At 61.3% G+C, this 15,497-nt stretch carries 15 protein-coding genes and 1 pseudogene; 7 read left to right on the forward strand and 9 right to left on the reverse strand.

Annotated features, from left to right (window positions below):
• Positions 1-2: 2 nt before the first annotated feature.
• The 5 genes from PSH76_RS17640 to PSH76_RS17660 are packed head-to-tail and all read right to left on the reverse strand — an operon-like array spanning position 3 to position 4,189.
• Entirely contained in the window at positions 3-272 is a 270-nt protein-coding gene (locus tag PSH76_RS17640) for a VirB3 family type IV secretion system protein (protein ID WP_003092280.1), read from the reverse strand.
• Positions 269-655 carry a TrbC/VirB2 family protein gene (locus PSH76_RS17645; RefSeq protein ID WP_000150010.1) on the reverse strand — a complete coding sequence of 129 codons (387 nt, stop codon included), beginning with the start codon at positions 653-655 and terminating at the stop codon, positions 269-271. The genes PSH76_RS17640 and PSH76_RS17645 overlap by 4 nt, the downstream gene beginning before the upstream one ends.
• Positions 652-1,722: a P-type conjugative transfer ATPase TrbB gene (gene trbB / locus PSH76_RS17650; protein WP_023093367.1), complete on the reverse strand. Its 1,071-nt coding sequence runs from the start codon at positions 1,720-1,722 to the stop codon at positions 652-654. Before trbB ends, PSH76_RS17645 begins: the two co-directional genes overlap by 4 nt.
• Complete coding sequence (locus tag PSH76_RS17655; RefSeq protein ID WP_000085131.1) at positions 1,719-2,195, reverse strand: ribbon-helix-helix protein, CopG family; 477 nt, start codon at positions 2,193-2,195, stop codon at positions 1,719-1,721. Before PSH76_RS17655 ends, trbB begins: the two co-directional genes overlap by 4 nt.
• Positions 2,192-4,189 (reverse strand): conjugal transfer protein TraG, encoded by a 1,998-nt coding sequence (locus PSH76_RS17660; RefSeq protein WP_001163195.1) that lies wholly within the window; start codon positions 4,187-4,189, stop codon positions 2,192-2,194. The genes PSH76_RS17655 and PSH76_RS17660 overlap by 4 nt, the downstream gene beginning before the upstream one ends.
• 305 nt (positions 4,190-4,494) lie before the next feature.
• On the opposite strand from PSH76_RS17660, the gene PSH76_RS17665 reads away from it, so the two are divergent.
• The 3 genes and pseudogenes from PSH76_RS17665 to PSH76_RS17675 all read left to right on the forward strand — a co-directional run.
• Complete coding sequence (locus PSH76_RS17665) at positions 4,495-5,400, forward strand: LysR family transcriptional regulator (protein ID WP_023093368.1); 906 nt, start codon at positions 4,495-4,497, stop codon at positions 5,398-5,400.
• Positions 5,401-5,681: 281 nt separating this feature from the next.
• Positions 5,682-6,212 carry a hypothetical protein gene (locus tag PSH76_RS17670; protein ID WP_000043569.1) on the forward strand — a complete coding sequence of 177 codons (531 nt, stop codon included), beginning with the start codon at positions 5,682-5,684 and terminating at the stop codon, positions 6,210-6,212.
• A 101-nt stretch (positions 6,213-6,313) separates the two neighbouring features.
• Positions 6,314-6,493: pseudogene (locus PSH76_RS17675) on the forward strand (integrase core domain-containing protein); the annotation flags it as partial.
• Positions 6,494-6,721: 228 nt separating this feature from the next.
• On the opposite strand, the gene PSH76_RS17680 reads toward PSH76_RS17675, so the two are convergent.
• From PSH76_RS17680 to PSH76_RS17695, 4 genes are all read right to left on the reverse strand, one after another.
• Positions 6,722-7,039 (reverse strand): multidrug efflux SMR transporter, encoded by a 318-nt coding sequence (locus PSH76_RS17680; protein ID WP_000539741.1) that lies wholly within the window; start codon positions 7,037-7,039, stop codon positions 6,722-6,724.
• A 58-nt stretch (positions 7,040-7,097) separates the two neighbouring features.
• Positions 7,098-7,361 carry an EexN family lipoprotein gene (locus tag PSH76_RS17685; RefSeq protein WP_000717310.1) on the reverse strand — a complete coding sequence of 88 codons (264 nt, stop codon included), beginning with the start codon at positions 7,359-7,361 and terminating at the stop codon, positions 7,098-7,100.
• 32 nt (positions 7,362-7,393) lie between these two features.
• The gene (locus PSH76_RS17690) at positions 7,394-8,299 is read right to left on the reverse strand and encodes a LysR family transcriptional regulator (protein WP_000405670.1); all 906 of its coding nucleotides are present in this window, start codon (positions 8,297-8,299) and stop codon (positions 7,394-7,396) included.
• A 93-nt stretch (positions 8,300-8,392) separates the two neighbouring features.
• On the reverse strand, positions 8,393-9,796 hold the full coding sequence (locus PSH76_RS17695; protein WP_000078291.1) for an efflux transporter outer membrane subunit: 1,404 nt from the start codon (positions 9,794-9,796) through the stop codon (positions 8,393-8,395).
• Positions 9,797-9,944: 148 nt separating this feature from the next.
• Between PSH76_RS17695 and PSH76_RS17700 the strand changes: the two genes are divergently transcribed.
• From PSH76_RS17700 to PSH76_RS17715, 4 genes are read left to right on the forward strand one after another with little or no spacing between them, the layout of a single operon-like run.
• Entirely contained in the window at positions 9,945-10,499 is a 555-nt protein-coding gene (locus PSH76_RS17700; protein ID WP_003159191.1) for an aminoglycoside N-acetyltransferase AAC(6')-Ib4, read from the forward strand.
• Entirely contained in the window at positions 10,492-11,178 is a 687-nt protein-coding gene (locus PSH76_RS17705) for a TetR/AcrR family transcriptional regulator (protein WP_262222514.1), read from the forward strand. Before PSH76_RS17700 ends, PSH76_RS17705 begins: the two co-directional genes overlap by 8 nt.
• Positions 11,179-11,198: 20 nt before the next feature.
• Positions 11,199-12,341 carry an efflux RND transporter periplasmic adaptor subunit gene (locus PSH76_RS17710; protein WP_223294861.1) on the forward strand — a complete coding sequence of 381 codons (1,143 nt, stop codon included), beginning with the start codon at positions 11,199-11,201 and terminating at the stop codon, positions 12,339-12,341.
• Between the two features lie 24 nt (positions 12,342-12,365).
• Positions 12,366-15,470 carry an efflux RND transporter permease subunit gene (locus tag PSH76_RS17715; protein WP_003092293.1) on the forward strand — a complete coding sequence of 1,035 codons (3,105 nt, stop codon included), beginning with the start codon at positions 12,366-12,368 and terminating at the stop codon, positions 15,468-15,470.
• Positions 15,471-15,497: the final 27 nt, after the last annotated feature.

The following is a 15,497-nucleotide window of genomic DNA, read 5'->3' on the forward strand; positions in this document are numbered from 1 at the left end:
CCTCACACGTCCAGAAGCGGGCGGTGTTTGATATGCCGCGCGAAGACCTGCATGAACTGCGGATCGACGCGCGCACCCCATACGGCCAGCGAGTGGCCGACGATCCAGAGCACCACGCCGGGAATCCACAGTTGCAGGCCCAGCCCGACGGCGGCGGCTAGCGTGCCGTTGGCAATCGCCACGGTGCGCGGCGCACCGCCCAGCAGGATCGGCTCGGTCAGCGAGCGATGCAGCGGCACTTCAAAGCCCGGAAGATCGGTGGCCTTACTCATACGACGGCCCCTCCGGAGAAGCTGAAGAACGACAGGAAGAACGAGGACGCGGCGAACGCGATGGACAGGCCGAACACGATCTGGATCAGCTTGCGAAAGCCGCCGCTGGTATCACCGAACGCCAGCGCAAGCCCCGTCGAGATGATGATGATCACCGCCACGATCCGGGCGACTGGCCCTTGGATGGATTCGAGGATGGAGGTCAGCGGCCCTTCCCACGGCATCGAGGAACCGGCGGCCTGCGCCGTGCCCGCCAGCAACAGCATCAGCGCGGCCAGCAGCAGCCCTTGCCCTGCGGGACGGGCCAGGTGGCGCAGCCGCGCCATGCTGGACAGGCGAGAAATAGGATTTACGGAAAGACGGAAAGCATCAACGTGCGTCATGGCAGTTCTCCAGGTTGGTCAGGGGTCGAGGAAGGCGCAGCGGCAGCGGCTGCAAGAGGAACCGGCGGCAGCTCGGGAAACGGCGTTTCCAGCGCATCTGTCAGGCGATAGCCCGCACCGTCGAAGCCGACGACACGGGAGATGGTTTCGACGTGACGTTTGCGGCCACGGCCTGCGATGTGAATCACCACGTTGACCGCCTCGGCGATCAGGGCGCGGGGCGGATTCACTGCCACTTCGAGGATCAGTTGCTCCAGACGCAGCAGTGCGCCCAAGGCGGAGCCGGCATGGATGGTGGCAATGCCGCCGGGGTGGCCGGTGCCCCAGACCTTCACCAAGTCCAGGGCTTCGCCGCCACGCACTTCGCCGACGATCACGCGGTCAGGCCGCAGGCGCATCGTGGCCCGCACCAGCTCGGTCATTGTGACGACGCCGGCGCGGGTGCGCAGCGGCACATGGTCGCGGGCCGCGCATTGCAGCTCGATGGTGTCTTCGAGCACCAGCACGCGGTCGCCTGTGGCGGCGATCTCGGCCAGCAGCGCGTTCGCCAGCGTGGTCTTGCCGGTGCTGGTGCCGCCGGCGATCAGGATGTTCTGCCGCTCGCGCACGGCGCGGCGCAGGAACTCGGCCTGCCCGGCGGTCAGGATGCCGTCGGCCACGTAGCGATCCAGGCCGATGATGCTCACGGCCCGCTTGCGTAGCGCGAAGGCTGGCCCCGGGGCGGCCGGAGGCAGGATGCCCTCGAAACGCTCGCCGGTTTCCGGCAACTCGGCGGTCAAGAGCGGCTGGCCGCGATGCACCTCCGCGCCGACATGCGCGGCGACCAGGCGGATGATGCGTTCACCATCGGCCTCGGGCATCTCCACGCCCAGCGGCGAGCGACCCGACGACAGCCGATCCACCCACAGGGTGCGATCGGGGTTGAGCATGATTTCCACAACATCCGGATCTTCGAGCGCAGCGGCGATCAGCGGCCCCATCGCCGTGCGCAGCATCTGGATGCGGCGATCCTGGGACGCCGCGGCGGATGAGCGAGATTCAGGCGGAATCTGCGGAACGGCACTCATGACGCACGCTCTGCAGCTCGCTCATCGGCGGACGCCATCGCTGCTGCGTCATCCATCCGCATCGGATCGGGGTGCAGTTCCTCCACCACGTCGCGCACCAGACTGCGGCCACGCAGCAGGTGGCGACCCAACTGCTCGACGAACTGCTCGAAGCGCGCTTTGCCCTGGGCGCGGGCCGCGTCCTTGTGGGCTTCTGGCACCGGCGTGCTGATGGTCAAGAAATAGCGGATGAACAGCGCCAGCGTTTCGATCTGGATGTTCTGGTCGCGCTCCATGCGTTCGGTCTGCCGCGACAGTCGATCCAGCCGCTTGGCAATGGCGGCCTCACGCTGGTCGCCCGCATCGGGTGACAGCCAGGACGCCAAGGCCGCTGCGACGATGGAGGACTTGGACACGCCTTTCTTGGCGGCAAGTTCATCCAGGCGCTTGGCGTGCTCGGGCTGGATGAAAAGATTGAGGCGGTATTGGCTCATAGGTCGATTCCGTCGTTGGGGTCGAGAGAAGCCAGCCGGGCCGTGCGCTGCATGGCCGGGTCGAGCTGGCCGGGAAGCGGGAGCGCCAGGTCGTCGTCATCGAGCAGCTCCAGGTCGTTCGCACACGCGTCCAACTCGGGCTCGTAGGCGACGGTTTCGGAGAGTTCGAGCTGGCGGCGCGGGCCGCCGTCATCGGTGCCGCCCGGACCATCGGCGGATACCGAGGTCGGCGCCGTAGGTACGGCCGGGATCGCCAAGCCGCTCCAGTCGTCGGGGCGGGCTGGCGGCGCGTCGGCGTACCTCCCGACTGCGAGCACGGGCGGTGGCAGGACGCGATCCTTGAAATTGGCGTCGACGTAGTAACGCAGCTTCTTCGCGCGGATCGGGGCAACGCTGGACACCATGACTACGGCGTCCTCAGGTGGAAGCTGCATCACCTCGCCGGGCGTCAGCAGCGGACGTGCAGTTTCCTGACGCGACACCATCAGGTGCCCCAGCCACGGAGCGAGGCGGTGGCCCGCGTAGTTGCGCTGCGCGCGAAGCTCGGTGGCGGTGCCGAGGGTTTCGGAAATCCTTTTCGCCGTCCTTTCGTCGTTGGTGGCGAAAGTCACCCGGACATGGCAGTTGTCGAGGATGGAATGGTTCTGCCCATACGCCTTGTCGATCTGGTTCAGGCTTTGAGCGATGAGAAAGCTGCGGATGCCGTAGCCGGCCATGAAGGCAAGCGCGGACTCGAAAAAATCGAGGCGACCCAGCGCCGGAAACTCGTCCAGCATCAGCAGCAGCTTGTGCCGGCGCGCGATGCCATCGCTGCCGTCGAGCGATTCGGTCAGCCGCCGCCCGATCTGGTTCAAGATGAGCCGGATCAGCGGCTTGGTGCGGCTTATGTCGGAGGGCGGCACCACCAGATAGAGCGATACCGGGTGCTCGGCGGAAATCAGGTCGGCGATGCGCCAATCGCAGCGCGATGTGACTTCGGCCACGGTCGGGTCGCGGTACAGGCCGAGAAACGACATGGCGGTGGAGAGCACGCCCGATCGCTCGTTGTCCGACTTGTTGAGCACTTCGCGGGCAGCGGATGCGACAACCGGGTGAGGCGCATCGCCCAGGTGCTTCGTCGTCATCATCCGGTGCAGCGTCAGCTCGAACGGACACGCCGGGTCGCTGAGGAAGTTGGCGACGCCGCGCAGCGTCTTGTCCTCGCCTGCGTACAGAACATGCAAGATTGCACCGACCAGTAGCGCGTGGCTGGTCTTCTCCCAATGATTGCGCTTCTCTAACGCACCTTCAGGGTCAACCAGAATGTCGGCGATGTTCTGCACGTCGCGCACTTCATGTGCGCCGCGCCGGACTTCAAGCAGCGGGTTGTAGGCGGCCGACTGCCTATCGGTGGGGTTGAAAAGCAGGCAGTGCGAAAAGCGCGAACGCCAGCCCGCCGTGATCTTCCAGTTCTCTCCCTTAATGTCGTGAATGACGGCGGACGCCGGCCACGAAAGCAACGTAGGCACCACCAAGCCCACGCCCTTGCCCGAGCGCGTGGGTGCGAAGCTCAGGACATGTTCCGGCCCCTCATGTCGGAGGTATTGGTCGTCGTGTTGGCCGAGGAAGACGCCCGCCGGGAGGGTCAGTCCAGCTTTGCGGATGTCGACGGCATCGGCCCAGCGTGCCGAACCATAAGTCGTAACCAGCCGCGACTGCCGAGAACGCCATACCGACATGGCGATGGCGACGAGTAAAGCGAACAAACCGCTACCACCCGCAATCGCACCGCCTGTGTCGAAGACGTGCGGCGCGTAGGCATCAAAGAAGAACCACCATTCGAACAAGCGCCACGGGTGATAAACCGGTACACCTAGAAGATCGAACCAGGGCGATCCGAGGCGTACTTGATAGCCAAGGGTCGCTGCTGTCCATTGTGTGGCGCCCCAGACGCCGGCGATCACGATGCCGATTACCACAGCGATCTGGCCGAACAGAACGTTCGTCCCTTGCATGACCTGTCCTCCGATTTCTCCTGCGCTGGTGTCTCATTGAAAGCGTTGCACAGGGGGTGTCGCAGGCGTCAGGATCGGTTCTGGGCTAGTGCCGGTCAAAGACCGTTCGCAGCACAATGGTCGAGGGAAAAGAAAGAATGAGCGCGGTGGCGAGTCAAAGAAAAGCGCCGCAAGCGAAAGCGCACTGCGGCGCATACAGAGTTCCAAGCAAGTTACCCAAAAAAAGCCGTCAATGGGCCTTGCTTCCACTCATAGGCAATATTTAGATATCATGAAAAACGATGATATTTAAGATTGGAATAAAAATGAAAAATATCAAGAGTATGGATCTCAACTTGCTCAAGGCGCTGGACGCATTGTTAGACGAACGCAATGTGACACGGGCGGCGGCCCGTCTGGGACTAACCCAGCCGGCCTTGAGTGGCATGCTGACGCGGTTGCGCGAGAGCTTCGGTGACCCGCTTTTCGCGCGCTCGCAGCGGGGTATCGTTCCAACGCAGCGGGCGCTGGATCTAGGGATGCCTGTCAAGCAGGTGCTCGCCGAAATCGACGCGCTGCTCCAGCCACCTTCCTTCAATCCGGCCACCGCACAACTGACCTTCTCCATCGCCGCGACGGACTATGCGCTGCGTGCCGTTGCTGTCCCATTTCTATCGGCACTTAAACGGCACGCACCGCGTGTACGAGTCTCATTAGTGCCAGTCGAGAGCGGGCAGCTACAGAACCAGCTTGAGCGCGGTCAGATCGATTTAGCCCTCCTGACGCCAGAGATCACTCCGCCAAATCTGCATGCCCGAGAGCTGTTCAAGGAACACTATGTGTGTGTCCTGCGGGAAGACCATCCTGCGGCTATGGGGCGCAAGCTGACCGTTAAACAGTTCTGTGCTCTCGACCATGCGCTTGTTTCCTACGATGGTGGAGGTTTCCGCGGCGTCACCGACGATGCGCTAGAACAGTTGGGCAAACGACGCAGCGTCACACTGTCGGTCAAGAGCTTTCTGATCTTGCCAGACATCCTGCGTGCCAGTGACATGGTTGCGATCTTGCCGAGCCGCTTGGTCGCCGGTATGGACAAGCTGGCTATCTCCCTGCCGCCGGTGAAGATACCGGGGTTCACCAAGACGGCTGCTTGGCACGAACGCACCCATCACGATCCAGCACATCGCTGGATACGAGCACTGCTGTTCACTTCCTGTGCTAACAACAAGTAGGCAAGATCGCTCCTATCGTCATGCTCAGCACAACTCTACCTCGCACTACAAATAAGCAATCAGTCGGCTCAATTGGAGACGCGCCCTTTCGTAGCGCCGCTGCGAGATAGCCTAGTCGGTGGATGGCAGAACCTAGGCCTTGATATCATATTTTATGATATCAAAAATAGAAACTTAGGATTTCACTTATTGCAGATGGAGGCTCATGATTTGCTCCATGACCACTTGAATGACGCAGCCACCCCTGTTGCGTCATCGACATTTTGTGAAGGAGCTTCGATATGAGCAAGCAACAGAACGCCATCCTCTGGCCCGAAGGCTACACGCCGGGCTTTACTGAGAATTTCGCCTCCAATGAGATCATCGCCGCCGGCTTGAGCGCGGCCGACGTATGGCCTCTACTCGTCACACCATCGCTGTGGCCAAGCTACTACGCCAACTCGGCTAACGTGTGCTTTCATGACGGCAAAGGCCCGGTACTGGCCGACGGCGATCGGTTTTACTTCGAGACCTTCGGCTTCCCGGTAGAGGGGCAGTGCAACGAATACGTGCCACCTGCGGATGGGCAACCCGGCCGCGTGGCCTGGCACGGCTGGTCCGGCGAGGAAGGCACAGATACGCGCCTGGATGTGCATCACGCCTGGCTGGTTGAGAACCTGGACGGCAGGCGCGTGCGCATCCTCACGCAGGAAACTCAGAAGGGCAAACCGGCCGAGGAGCTGCACAACGCCAAACCCAACCCGATGATCAACGGCCATCAGGACTGGCTCGACAGCTTGGTCGAGGCAGCGCGCAAAGCCAAGCAGGCGTAGTGGTCTCCGGCCGCTTGATCCCAAGCGTCTGAACGGAGAAAACCATGATGAGAACTCCCCTCAGGATTCTGCTGGTCCTGACTTCGCAGGCAACGATGGGCGACGAACTGCTCAACCGCGAATGGTTCCGCAGTCGGACCGAAGCGAAGGTGCTGATCGAACGTTGGCGACAGTTCTACAACGAGCAGCGGCCGCATAGCGCGCATGCTTACAAACCGCCGGCGACGATCCGGCGCAACTGGATCCAATCCGATAGCATCCCCTCCGAACTCACTGCCTGACTGGCTACAAAGTTCGTACTCAGGTCACCTTGGCGCAGGCACTGAAGGTGGAGCCACCCGGAATGGGTGCTCCCACCGCCTTACGCGCACTGGCTCGAACTCTCCCGAGGCGCCGGCAAGCTCGTCACATAGCGACTAGAGAGAGGAGGTGACCGTACGAGTTCCCAGCGCCCGATCCACTCTGGGAGCTGGGTCGCCTAGCGACTACGCTACCAATGGAGCTAGCGATCAACTCGATAACTTGAGCGTGATAACGCCCAGGATGATCAACGCCACGCCAAGGTATCGCATCAGGGAGGTTGGGTCGCCATAGAAATGAATTCCGACTAAGAAAGTTCCCGCCGCTCCGATACCCGTCCACACCGCATAAGCAGTCCCAATCGGTATCTGACGCTGAGCAAGCCATAGGAAGGCGCCGCTAATTGTCATGAAAGAGACGGCTACTGCGACCCCACTCCAACGCGATGTTGGCTCTTGCGCCATTTTCAGCCCGACCGGCCATCCGATTTCAAACAATCCAGCCAAAACAAGATAGATCCAACCCATTGCGATTCTCCTTCAAATTTTTCATATCCGGCATACATACTCCGGCATGACCACCAGCTTAGAACTTCGGCGGCTCTTTAGGCGTGGTGTGGGGCACATCGCCATCTTCGTAAAAGCGCTTTCGCGTAGCCTCGGCAACCCGGTTACATAGTTGGTCGCCCAGCATTGGTCGATCCAACTTGCATTGCTTGCGCAACTCTTTCAGACGCTCAGGATTGAGCGCTAATTCATCGACTGTCGGAAGGTTGGCTTTATCTGGTTTCCCAGATGGGCTGCAGGCTGCCAATGTCGAGGAAAGCAATATGAGAGCAATCTTCTTCATGGTTAATTTTCTTTGGGAGATTGTGTGATGGTTTACCGCCGACCTTTGGCATCTGGAGATTTGATCGAATGAACGCGTTCCATGAAGCGAGTCAGCATTTCTGACGGCTCGCTGGCCGGCCGTAGTAGATAGGTCGTGAGCATTGGCGAACGTCCAGTCAGCGGCCGTGCGACCACCCCCTGTTCCCTGCTGGCTGTGATATGCGCGCCTCCTGTGAGGCCTAGTGCAAGTCCCGCCGAAACCAGGACCATCATTAGATCGCTGGAAGTCACGCGTTCGGCAATCAGTGGCTCTATGTCCACGCGACGTAGCACCCGTTCAACTTGCCGAGCATGGCCCTCACACGCCACCGCGTCGCAGAGCACCAGCGGATACCGCAACAGCTCTTCTAGGGGAATCTGTTTGTGGGATAGCAAGGGGTGCCGTGCGGGCACAGCTACCATCAGAGGGTCACTCCACACCGGCACGGCGATGATGCCTTCGCCGACTTCATCCGATTGAGCGAAGCCGAGATCGTACAGTTCGCCACACAATCCCTTGATTTGCTGTGCCAAAGGCACCTCGAAGAAGCGAACTTCCACTTCCGGCTCTTCCTGCCGGCAGAGCGCCAACAACGCAGGCAGGCGCGATGGCGTGATTCCATCAGACAATGCAATACGGAGCTGGCAATGAAAGCCATTGGCTGCGGCGTTCACACTGTCGCGCGCCTGCTGCAAAGCTGCGAAGACACGCGGCACGCTCTCAAAGAAGAGCCTGCCCGCACGAGTCAAGCGGGTGCTCCGAGTGGTTCTCGCAAATAGCGCTACGCCCAACTCTTCCTCAAGTTCCTTGATGGCGCGCGACAGCGGCGATGTCTCTATGTGGAGGCGCTCTGCGGCTCGGGCAAAGTGCAGCTCCTCTGCCACCGCCAGAAAGTAGCGCAGGTGTCGAATTTCCATGTTCGCATTCCTCATCACTCAGGCCTCACCACCTTCGCCTTGCGTCACGCTATTTAGCTAGCCTTCGCAAGCTGCTCCAGCATGTTTCTGCGATCAAACAGGAGAGCCGGATAATGCTTTTGCCAGGACGCCCCATTGCATGGCTGTCTCGGCCCGCGTGCGGATCAGCGAAGCCTGCGCTGACAGCACCCCGGCCTCAGCCTCGGCCACCACCGTGGCGTCCACTTGTCCCGCCTCGAACAGACGTCGGCTGCGATCGAGCTGACGCTCCGCGACTGCGACACCCTCGGCCTGATGCTCCAGTGCTGCGTGCTGCGTATGCCAACCGAGATATGCGTTCTCTACGTCCTGCAAAGCACTCAACAAAGTGCGCTCGAACTCCGCACGGGCAGCTCGGCTGCGCGCCTCTCCGGTCTCGATGCCGGCACGGATCGCGCCACCATCGAAGATCGGCAACGACACCCCGGCCCCAAGTGAAAAAATGTTTCCAGTGATGCGGGTTCCCACACTCTCTACGCGCTGCCGTCCGCCGCTCAGGTCCAACACCAGCCTGGGGAAGCGTTCGCCTTCGGCTGCGTTCCAGCGCGCGGTTTCGGCGGCGAACTTCGCTTCGGCGGCGCGCACGTCGGGCCGCTCACTCAGCAGGTCCGCAGGTATGCGTGTCGGTGTCCAGTCCGGGACGGCGAGCGACGCAAGAGTTGGGGAAGCTGCAGGCGCTCCGGGCGTTTGTCCCACTAGTACATCGAGTGCATGCGTCGCCTCGCCGCGCGCACGCCGCAGTTGCTCTTGCTCCACGCGCAGTGCGACGACGCCGGCGCGGGTACGCTCGATGTCGAAGCCGGTAGCTTGTCCGGCCTCGAACTTCCGTTGCATCAGCAAGACGAGTCGTTCTGCGGATGCCAGCCGCGCCGCGGCTAGCGCTTCGAGCTCACTGGCTTGGCGCTGCTGCACAGCCGCCGACACTGTTTCAAACGCGACCTGCCACCGCGTGGCAACCCACGCTTGTTCGGCTGCCACCGCATCCAGGCGCGCACCTTCTGCTGCCTGCGAAAGCCGTCCCGACAGGTCTGCCTCCCACGATGCGGACAACGTGGCGCGGCCATCATTGCCGATTGCAACGTTCTCTGAATAGTCGCGTCCTCGAGTTGCCTGCGTGCCCGCGGACAACGAGGGGAGCAGGGAGGCCCGTGCTCGCCGCGTGGCGGCCGATGCCTCGTCCACGCGCGCTCGCGCAATCGTCAGTTCGGTATTGCGCTCCAGCGCCGCCCGGACCAAGGCATTGAGGTGCGGATCGCCGTAGGCCGTCCACCAATCGACGGGAAGAGTACGGCGGGACGATTTGTCCAAGATGCCTTCACCTCCCTCTTCATTTGAGAAATGGGCCGGTACATCCAGGCGAGGTGGATCGGCAGAGTGCGGGGCATGGCTGCAGGCCGCAAGAAGCAGTAGCGGAGAAATCATGGCAATGAGGCGATAGCGTTCAAGAATTTGAGACATGGCAGCTCCTTGCGCTCCGAAAAAGTCTTGACGGACTGTTGTATGGCTTCTACTATACCGTCTGGACTGTATATGACTCAAGCTTTTTTGGAGCACGACCATGCCGCCCCGCGCGAAAACAAAGTTAGGCATCACAAAGTACAGCATCGTGACCAACAGCAACGATTCCGTCACACTGCGCCTCATGACTGAGCATGACCTTGCGATGCTCTATGAGTGGCTAAATCGATCTCATATCGTCGAGTGGTGGGGCGGAGAAGAAGCACGCCCGACACTTGCTGACGTACAGGAACAGTACTTGCCAAGCGTTTTAGCGCAAGAGTCCGTCACTCCATACATTGCAATGCTGAATGGAGAGCCGATTGGGTATGCCCAGTCGTACGTTGCTCTTGGAAGCGGGGACGGATGGTGGGAAGAAGAAACCGATCCAGGAGTACGCGGAATAGACCAGTCACTGGCGAATGCATCACAACTGGGCAAAGGCTTGGGAACCAAGCTGGTTCGAGCACTGGTTGAGTTGCTGTTCAATGATCCCGAGGTCACCAAGATCCAAACGGACCCGTCGCCGAGCAACTTGCGAGCGATCCGATGCTACGAGAAAGCGGGGTTTGAGAGGCAAGGTACCGTAACCACCCCAGATGGTCCAGCCGTGTACATGGTTCAAACACGCCAGGCATTCGAGCGAACACGCAGTGATGCCTAACCCTTCCATCGAGGGGGACGTCCAAGGGCTGGCGCCCTTGGCCGCCCCTCATGTCAAACGTTGCCCCCCCCCGTCCACTGCCCATAGCAGCGCCGATGCGCAGCCCGGCCTCCAGCAAGGAGCCCAGCGAACTCGCGACCGCATCCTGCAGGCCGCCCGCGAACTGGTGCTGGAGGAAGGTGCCAGTCGCTTGACACTGGACGCCGTCGTTGTGCGGGCCGGGTTGAGCAAAGGGGCGTTTCTCTATCACTTCAAGACCAAACGCGATTTGTTCGTGACACTGATCGACGAGATGATCCGGGCGTTCGACGCGGTACAAGCCAATCACGAGCGCAGGTTTGCCGGAGATCCGGACCCCTGGCTGTCGAGCCAGGTGGAAGCGATGCCCGACGACGAGATGCAGAAGATGGGCGCAGCGCTGCTCGCGGCAGCTGCGGAAGATCCAACACTTCTCGACCCACTGCGCGAGTGGTACCGCGTGCAGTACGAACGCGTGCGTCGATCCCCGCGTGGCACCGAGACCGCGGCACTCATCATGCTGGCATTGGATGGCGCCCTGTTCGCCGATCTTCTGGGTTTGCCAATACTCGCACCCGCAGAGCGGCGGCATTTCTTTCGGGCGCTCCAGGATCTCGCCTCGGGCCATCTCGAACTTGTCCCGGCAAAAGGACGCACATGAGTCGCGTCCGTAGCGGTGTCATGACCGCGTGCGCACCGCGCTCCTTGGCGGTTGCTTGCACACTATCCATTTCGACTCTGCTCTCAGGGTGCGGAAACTCGCAATCCACCGTATCCGAGCCTCCGCGCGCAGTGAAGCTCGCCGCCGCGCAGTCGGATCTCCCGCATAGCTCTCGCATCGAATTGACTGGCTCGGCGCGAGCAACCGAGCGCAGCATCCTAGGATTTGAAACAGGAGGACGGATCGCCAAGTTGAACGTCGACGTGGGTGAACGGTTCTCCCGCGGCCAAGTCCTGGCAGAACTTGATGCGCAACCTGACCGGCTTCGCGTGACACAAGCGCAAGCATCCCTGGCGGCCGCCGAAGCCGGCCTGATGGATCGACGTGTACAGACAGATCAACAGCGCCGGTTGCTCGAAAGCGAAGTCATCTCCCCTGCTGCGTTCGAGAGCGCGAAGGCGCAGCTAGCGGTCGCAGAGGGTCAAGCGCGCACTGCCAAGGCGGCGCTTGGCCTGGCCGAACGAGCACAACGTGGCACGATGATCGTCGCTCCTTTCGATGGTGTCGTGGCGGAAAAGCTGGCTTTGGCGTTCACCGACATTGCTGCTGGTGCGCCGGTATTTCAGGTCGACGGCGTGCGCAGTGGCACTGAGATCATCGCGAACGCGTCTACTACACAGGCACCTCACATAGATGTCGGCCAACGCGCAGAACTGAGCTGGAGCGGAGCCGAACAACCAATCCGAGCGGTGGTACGTCGTGTCGGTCTGCGCGCCGAAAATGGCTCGCTCCTACCCGTGGTGCTAGTGCCTGAAGATAACGCGCAAGCGCGCGCACTTCGGCCAGGTATTCCCGTACAGGTCGTGCTCGACGCACCTGCGGCAACCTCCAAGACCTCTCGGCCCGAGACTGTATCCATACCTTATGCCTCGCTGGTGCTCGGCACGAAGCCGGGCGAGGCTTCCGTCTTCGTCTACACCCCTGAAGATAAGAAGGTGCACCGTCGCGCGGTGCGCTTCACGCCGGTACAGGAAGGAGACAGCGCGCGCGTCCTCGCTGGACTCAAGCCCGGCGAGACGGTGGTTGCCGCCGGAGGAGGATGGCTCACCGATGGACAGCCAGTGACACCACTGGAAGCCACCACTCAATTGACCAAGCGCTAACGCGATCCACCAGGTTACTTCATCATGAAGATCACCGAGATGGCGCTGCGCGCCAGTCGACTTACCTACTTTGTAGCGCTCATCATTTTCGTCGCCGGCATCGCGACCTTCCTGAATTTTCCTTCTCAGGAGGAGCCGACTGTCACGGTCCGCGATGCGATGGTCACGGCGTTGAACCCGGGGCTGCCCGCCGAACGCGTTGAGCAACTCATTGCCCGGCCGATCGAGGAGCGCTTGCGCGAACTGGCAGAGGTCAAGCGCGTGACGAGCACCGTGCGCGCAGGCAGCGCCATGATCCAGGTCACGATCTGGGACCGCTACACCGACTTGGCACCGATCTGGCAGCGCGTCCGGGCCAAGGTCGCCGATTCGAAGGATGCCTTACCACAGAGCACGATGGGGCCTTTCGTCGACGAAGACTTCGGCCGCGTCGCGGTTGCCTCGATTGCGGTCACTGCACCAGGTTACTCCATGAGCGAGATGCGCGTCGCGCTCAAGCAGATGCGCGACCGCCTGTACACCGTGCCTGGTATTGAGCGCATCACTTTCTACGGCCTGCAGGAAGAGCGCGTCTATCTCGAATTCGATCGGCCTAGGCTCGCGCGATTGGAGCTGACACCACAGGGGGTGATCGACCAACTCGTCAAACAGAACGTCGTCGCTTCGGGTGGACAAATTGTTGTCGGCGGCATCAATGCAACCTTGGCGGTCAGTGGCGAAGTGCGTGACGCTCCCTCCCTGCGAGCAATGCCGATCGCGCTGCCACGACCGCAAAGTAGTACGGCGCCCGTGCCGACGATCGCATTGGGTGAACTGGCGCAGGTGAGTGTGCGGCCAGCCGATCCGCCGGAATCTGCTGCCATCTACAAAGGCCAGCCCGCTGTCGTCATGGCGGTTTCGATGGCCTCCGGTCAGAACGTGGAGCAGTTCGGAAAAGCGCTCAAAGCACGGGTTGCAGACCAGGAGAAGCTGCTGCCGGCGGGTTTCGATCTGTCATACGTCACTTTCCAGGCCGATGTCGTCAAGCACGAGATGGGCAAAATGAACCACGTCATGATGGAGACGATCATCGTCGTCCTCGGTGTCGTCGTGCTATTTCTCGGTTGGCGCACCGGGATCATCGTGGGCATGATCGTGCCGTTGACGATCCTCAGTGCACTCATCGTCATGCGCGCGATGAACATCGAGCTTCAGAACGTCTCGATGGGCGCCATCATCATTGCGCTCGGCTTGTTGGTGGACAACGGCATTGTGATTGCCGAAGACATCGAACGCCGCCTGGCCGGTGGCGAAGATCGTAAGCATGCCTGCCTCGAGGCGGGCCGCACGCTCGCCATTCCGCTGCTCACGTCCTCGCTCGTGATCGTGATCGTGTTCTCGCCGTTCTTTTTTGGCCAGAACGCCACGAGCGAGTATCTGCACAATCTCGTGGTCGTGCTGGCACTGACGTTGTTCGCTTCGTGGCTGCTGTGCCTGACTGTCACGCCCCTATTGTGCTACCACTTCGCCAAACCCCATCACAAGCAGGAGCAGGGCGACGCCTATGACACCCGCTTCTACCGTGGCTACCGGCGCGTACTGGAGTGGGTGCTCCACCATAAGGCGGTCTATGTAGCGTCGATGATCGCGGCGCTTGCCATTGCGCTGTATGGCTTCACCACCCTGCCGTACGATTTCATGCCCAAGTCCGACCGGCTTCAGTTCCAGATTCCGGTGCAGCTCGCCCCCGGTACCGACTCGCGCGAAACGCTCGCCCGCGTGAAGCAGATCAGTGGTTGGCTGGGCGACACGAACATCAATCCAGAAGTCTCCGATCACATCGGCTACGTCGCCGATGGTGGCCCGCGCTTCATCCTTAGCCTGAATCCACCACTGCCGGCATCGAACATCGCGTACTTCGTTGTCACATTGAAGCCGAAGAGCGACATCGACGCCGTCCTCGCCCGCACCCGCAGCTACTTTGCGCAAGCACATGGCGACGTGCGCGCCGAGCCCAAGCGTTTCTCGCTCGGTGCGACCGAGTCAGGGACTGCCATTTATCGCGTCAGCGGTCCGGATGAGGAGGTATTGTTGGGGGCCGCGTCCAAAATCGAAGCAGCGCTGCGCAAGCTGCCCGGCACCATCAACGTCAAGAACGATTGGGATACGCGCGTTGGCCGCATCGACGTACGGGTCGACCAGGACCGCGCGCGTCGGGCGGGCGTGACGACTGAAGACATCGCTGGCGGGCTGGATGTCCGCTACAGCGGCAGATCGATCTCGGTTATTCGCGACGGTGACACCTCCGTCCCGATCGTCCTGCGCAGTATCGTAAGCGAGCGTCGCAGCACGGCAGACGTAGGCGCGACGCTCATCTATCCCACCAACGGCGGTCCAGCGGTGACGCTGGCTCAGGTCGCAGACGTATCGCTCGCGAGCGAGCCCTCGGTCATCCAACGGCGCAATCTCATCCGCACGATCACCGTGCAAGGACAGAACACCTCTTACACCGCCCAGGAGATCATCAACCGCCTGGCGCCTAGCGTCGCTGCCCTGGACCTGCCCGCGGGCTACTCGGTTGAACTTGGCGGCGAGATCGAGGAAGCCGCCGAATCGAACGCCGCGCTGTCGACCTACATGCCCCTCGCATTTCTGGCGATGCTGATGCTGTTCGTATGGCAGTTCAATTCTTTCCGCAAGCTCGGTGTGATCCTCGCGACGATCCCTTTCACGCTTATCGGCGTGGTATTGGCTCTGAAGCTGACCGGCACACCTTTCAGCTTCATGGCGACCTTCGGCGTACTGGCCCTGTTCGGGATCATTGTCAACAACGCCGTGCTCTTGCTGGAACGCATCGACCAGGGGCTAGCGGAAGGCCTGCCACGCCATGAAGCCTTGGTTGGGGCCGCGATACAACGGCTTCGTCCAATCGTGATGACCAAGGTCACCTGCATTTCGGGACTGGTGCCACTCATGCTCTTCTCCGGACCATTATGGAAAGGGATGGCGATCGCGATGATCGGTGGGCTGGCACTCGGAACGCTGGTGACGTTGGGCTTGATTCCGCTGCTTTACGAAGTCCTGTTTGGAATCAAGCGAATTGGGCCGTGGAACCTGAGTGTCGCCACCGCGCATGGAGATCGCTCATGAGTCTCTTGCGAGCCGCCGCGTGCTGCG

It is taken from the genome of Pseudomonas sp. FP215 (assembly GCF_030687795.1).
Taxonomy (GTDB): Bacteria; Pseudomonadota; Gammaproteobacteria; order Pseudomonadales; family Pseudomonadaceae; genus Aquipseudomonas; species Aquipseudomonas salmasensis.

What these genes read in the sequence shown, in the direction of transcription:
- PSH76_RS17680 (WP_000539741.1), bottom strand. Translation starts at nt 7,039, where the DNA reads ATGGGTTGGATCTATCTTGTTTTGGCTGGATTGTTTGAAATCGGATGG.
- PSH76_RS17710 (WP_223294861.1), top strand. Translation starts at nt 11,199, where the DNA reads ATGACCGCGTGCGCACCGCGCTCCTTGGCGGTTGCTTGCACACTATCC.
- PSH76_RS17705 (WP_262222514.1), top strand. Translation starts at nt 10,492, where the DNA reads ATGCCTAACCCTTCCATCGAGGGGGACGTCCAAGGGCTGGCGCCCTTG.
- PSH76_RS17655 (WP_000085131.1), bottom strand. Translation starts at nt 2,195, where the DNA reads ATGAGCCAATACCGCCTCAATCTTTTCATCCAGCCCGAGCACGCCAAG.
- PSH76_RS17715 (WP_003092293.1), top strand. Translation starts at nt 12,366, where the DNA reads ATGAAGATCACCGAGATGGCGCTGCGCGCCAGTCGACTTACCTACTTT.
- PSH76_RS17645 (WP_000150010.1), bottom strand. Translation starts at nt 655, where the DNA reads ATGACGCACGTTGATGCTTTCCGTCTTTCCGTAAATCCTATTTCTCGC.
- PSH76_RS17665 (WP_023093368.1), top strand. Translation starts at nt 4,495, where the DNA reads ATGAAAAATATCAAGAGTATGGATCTCAACTTGCTCAAGGCGCTGGAC.
- trbB (WP_023093367.1), bottom strand. Translation starts at nt 1,722, where the DNA reads ATGAGTGCCGTTCCGCAGATTCCGCCTGAATCTCGCTCATCCGCCGCG.
- PSH76_RS17685 (WP_000717310.1), bottom strand. Translation starts at nt 7,361, where the DNA reads ATGAAGAAGATTGCTCTCATATTGCTTTCCTCGACATTGGCAGCCTGC.
- PSH76_RS17690 (WP_000405670.1), bottom strand. Translation starts at nt 8,299, where the DNA reads ATGGAAATTCGACACCTGCGCTACTTTCTGGCGGTGGCAGAGGAGCTG.
- PSH76_RS17640 (WP_003092280.1), bottom strand. Translation starts at nt 272, where the DNA reads ATGAGTAAGGCCACCGATCTTCCGGGCTTTGAAGTGCCGCTGCATCGC.
- PSH76_RS17670 (WP_000043569.1), top strand. Translation starts at nt 5,682, where the DNA reads ATGAGCAAGCAACAGAACGCCATCCTCTGGCCCGAAGGCTACACGCCG.
- PSH76_RS17695 (WP_000078291.1), bottom strand. Translation starts at nt 9,796, where the DNA reads ATGTCTCAAATTCTTGAACGCTATCGCCTCATTGCCATGATTTCTCCG.
- PSH76_RS17660 (WP_001163195.1), bottom strand. Translation starts at nt 4,189, where the DNA reads ATGCAAGGGACGAACGTTCTGTTCGGCCAGATCGCTGTGGTAATCGGC.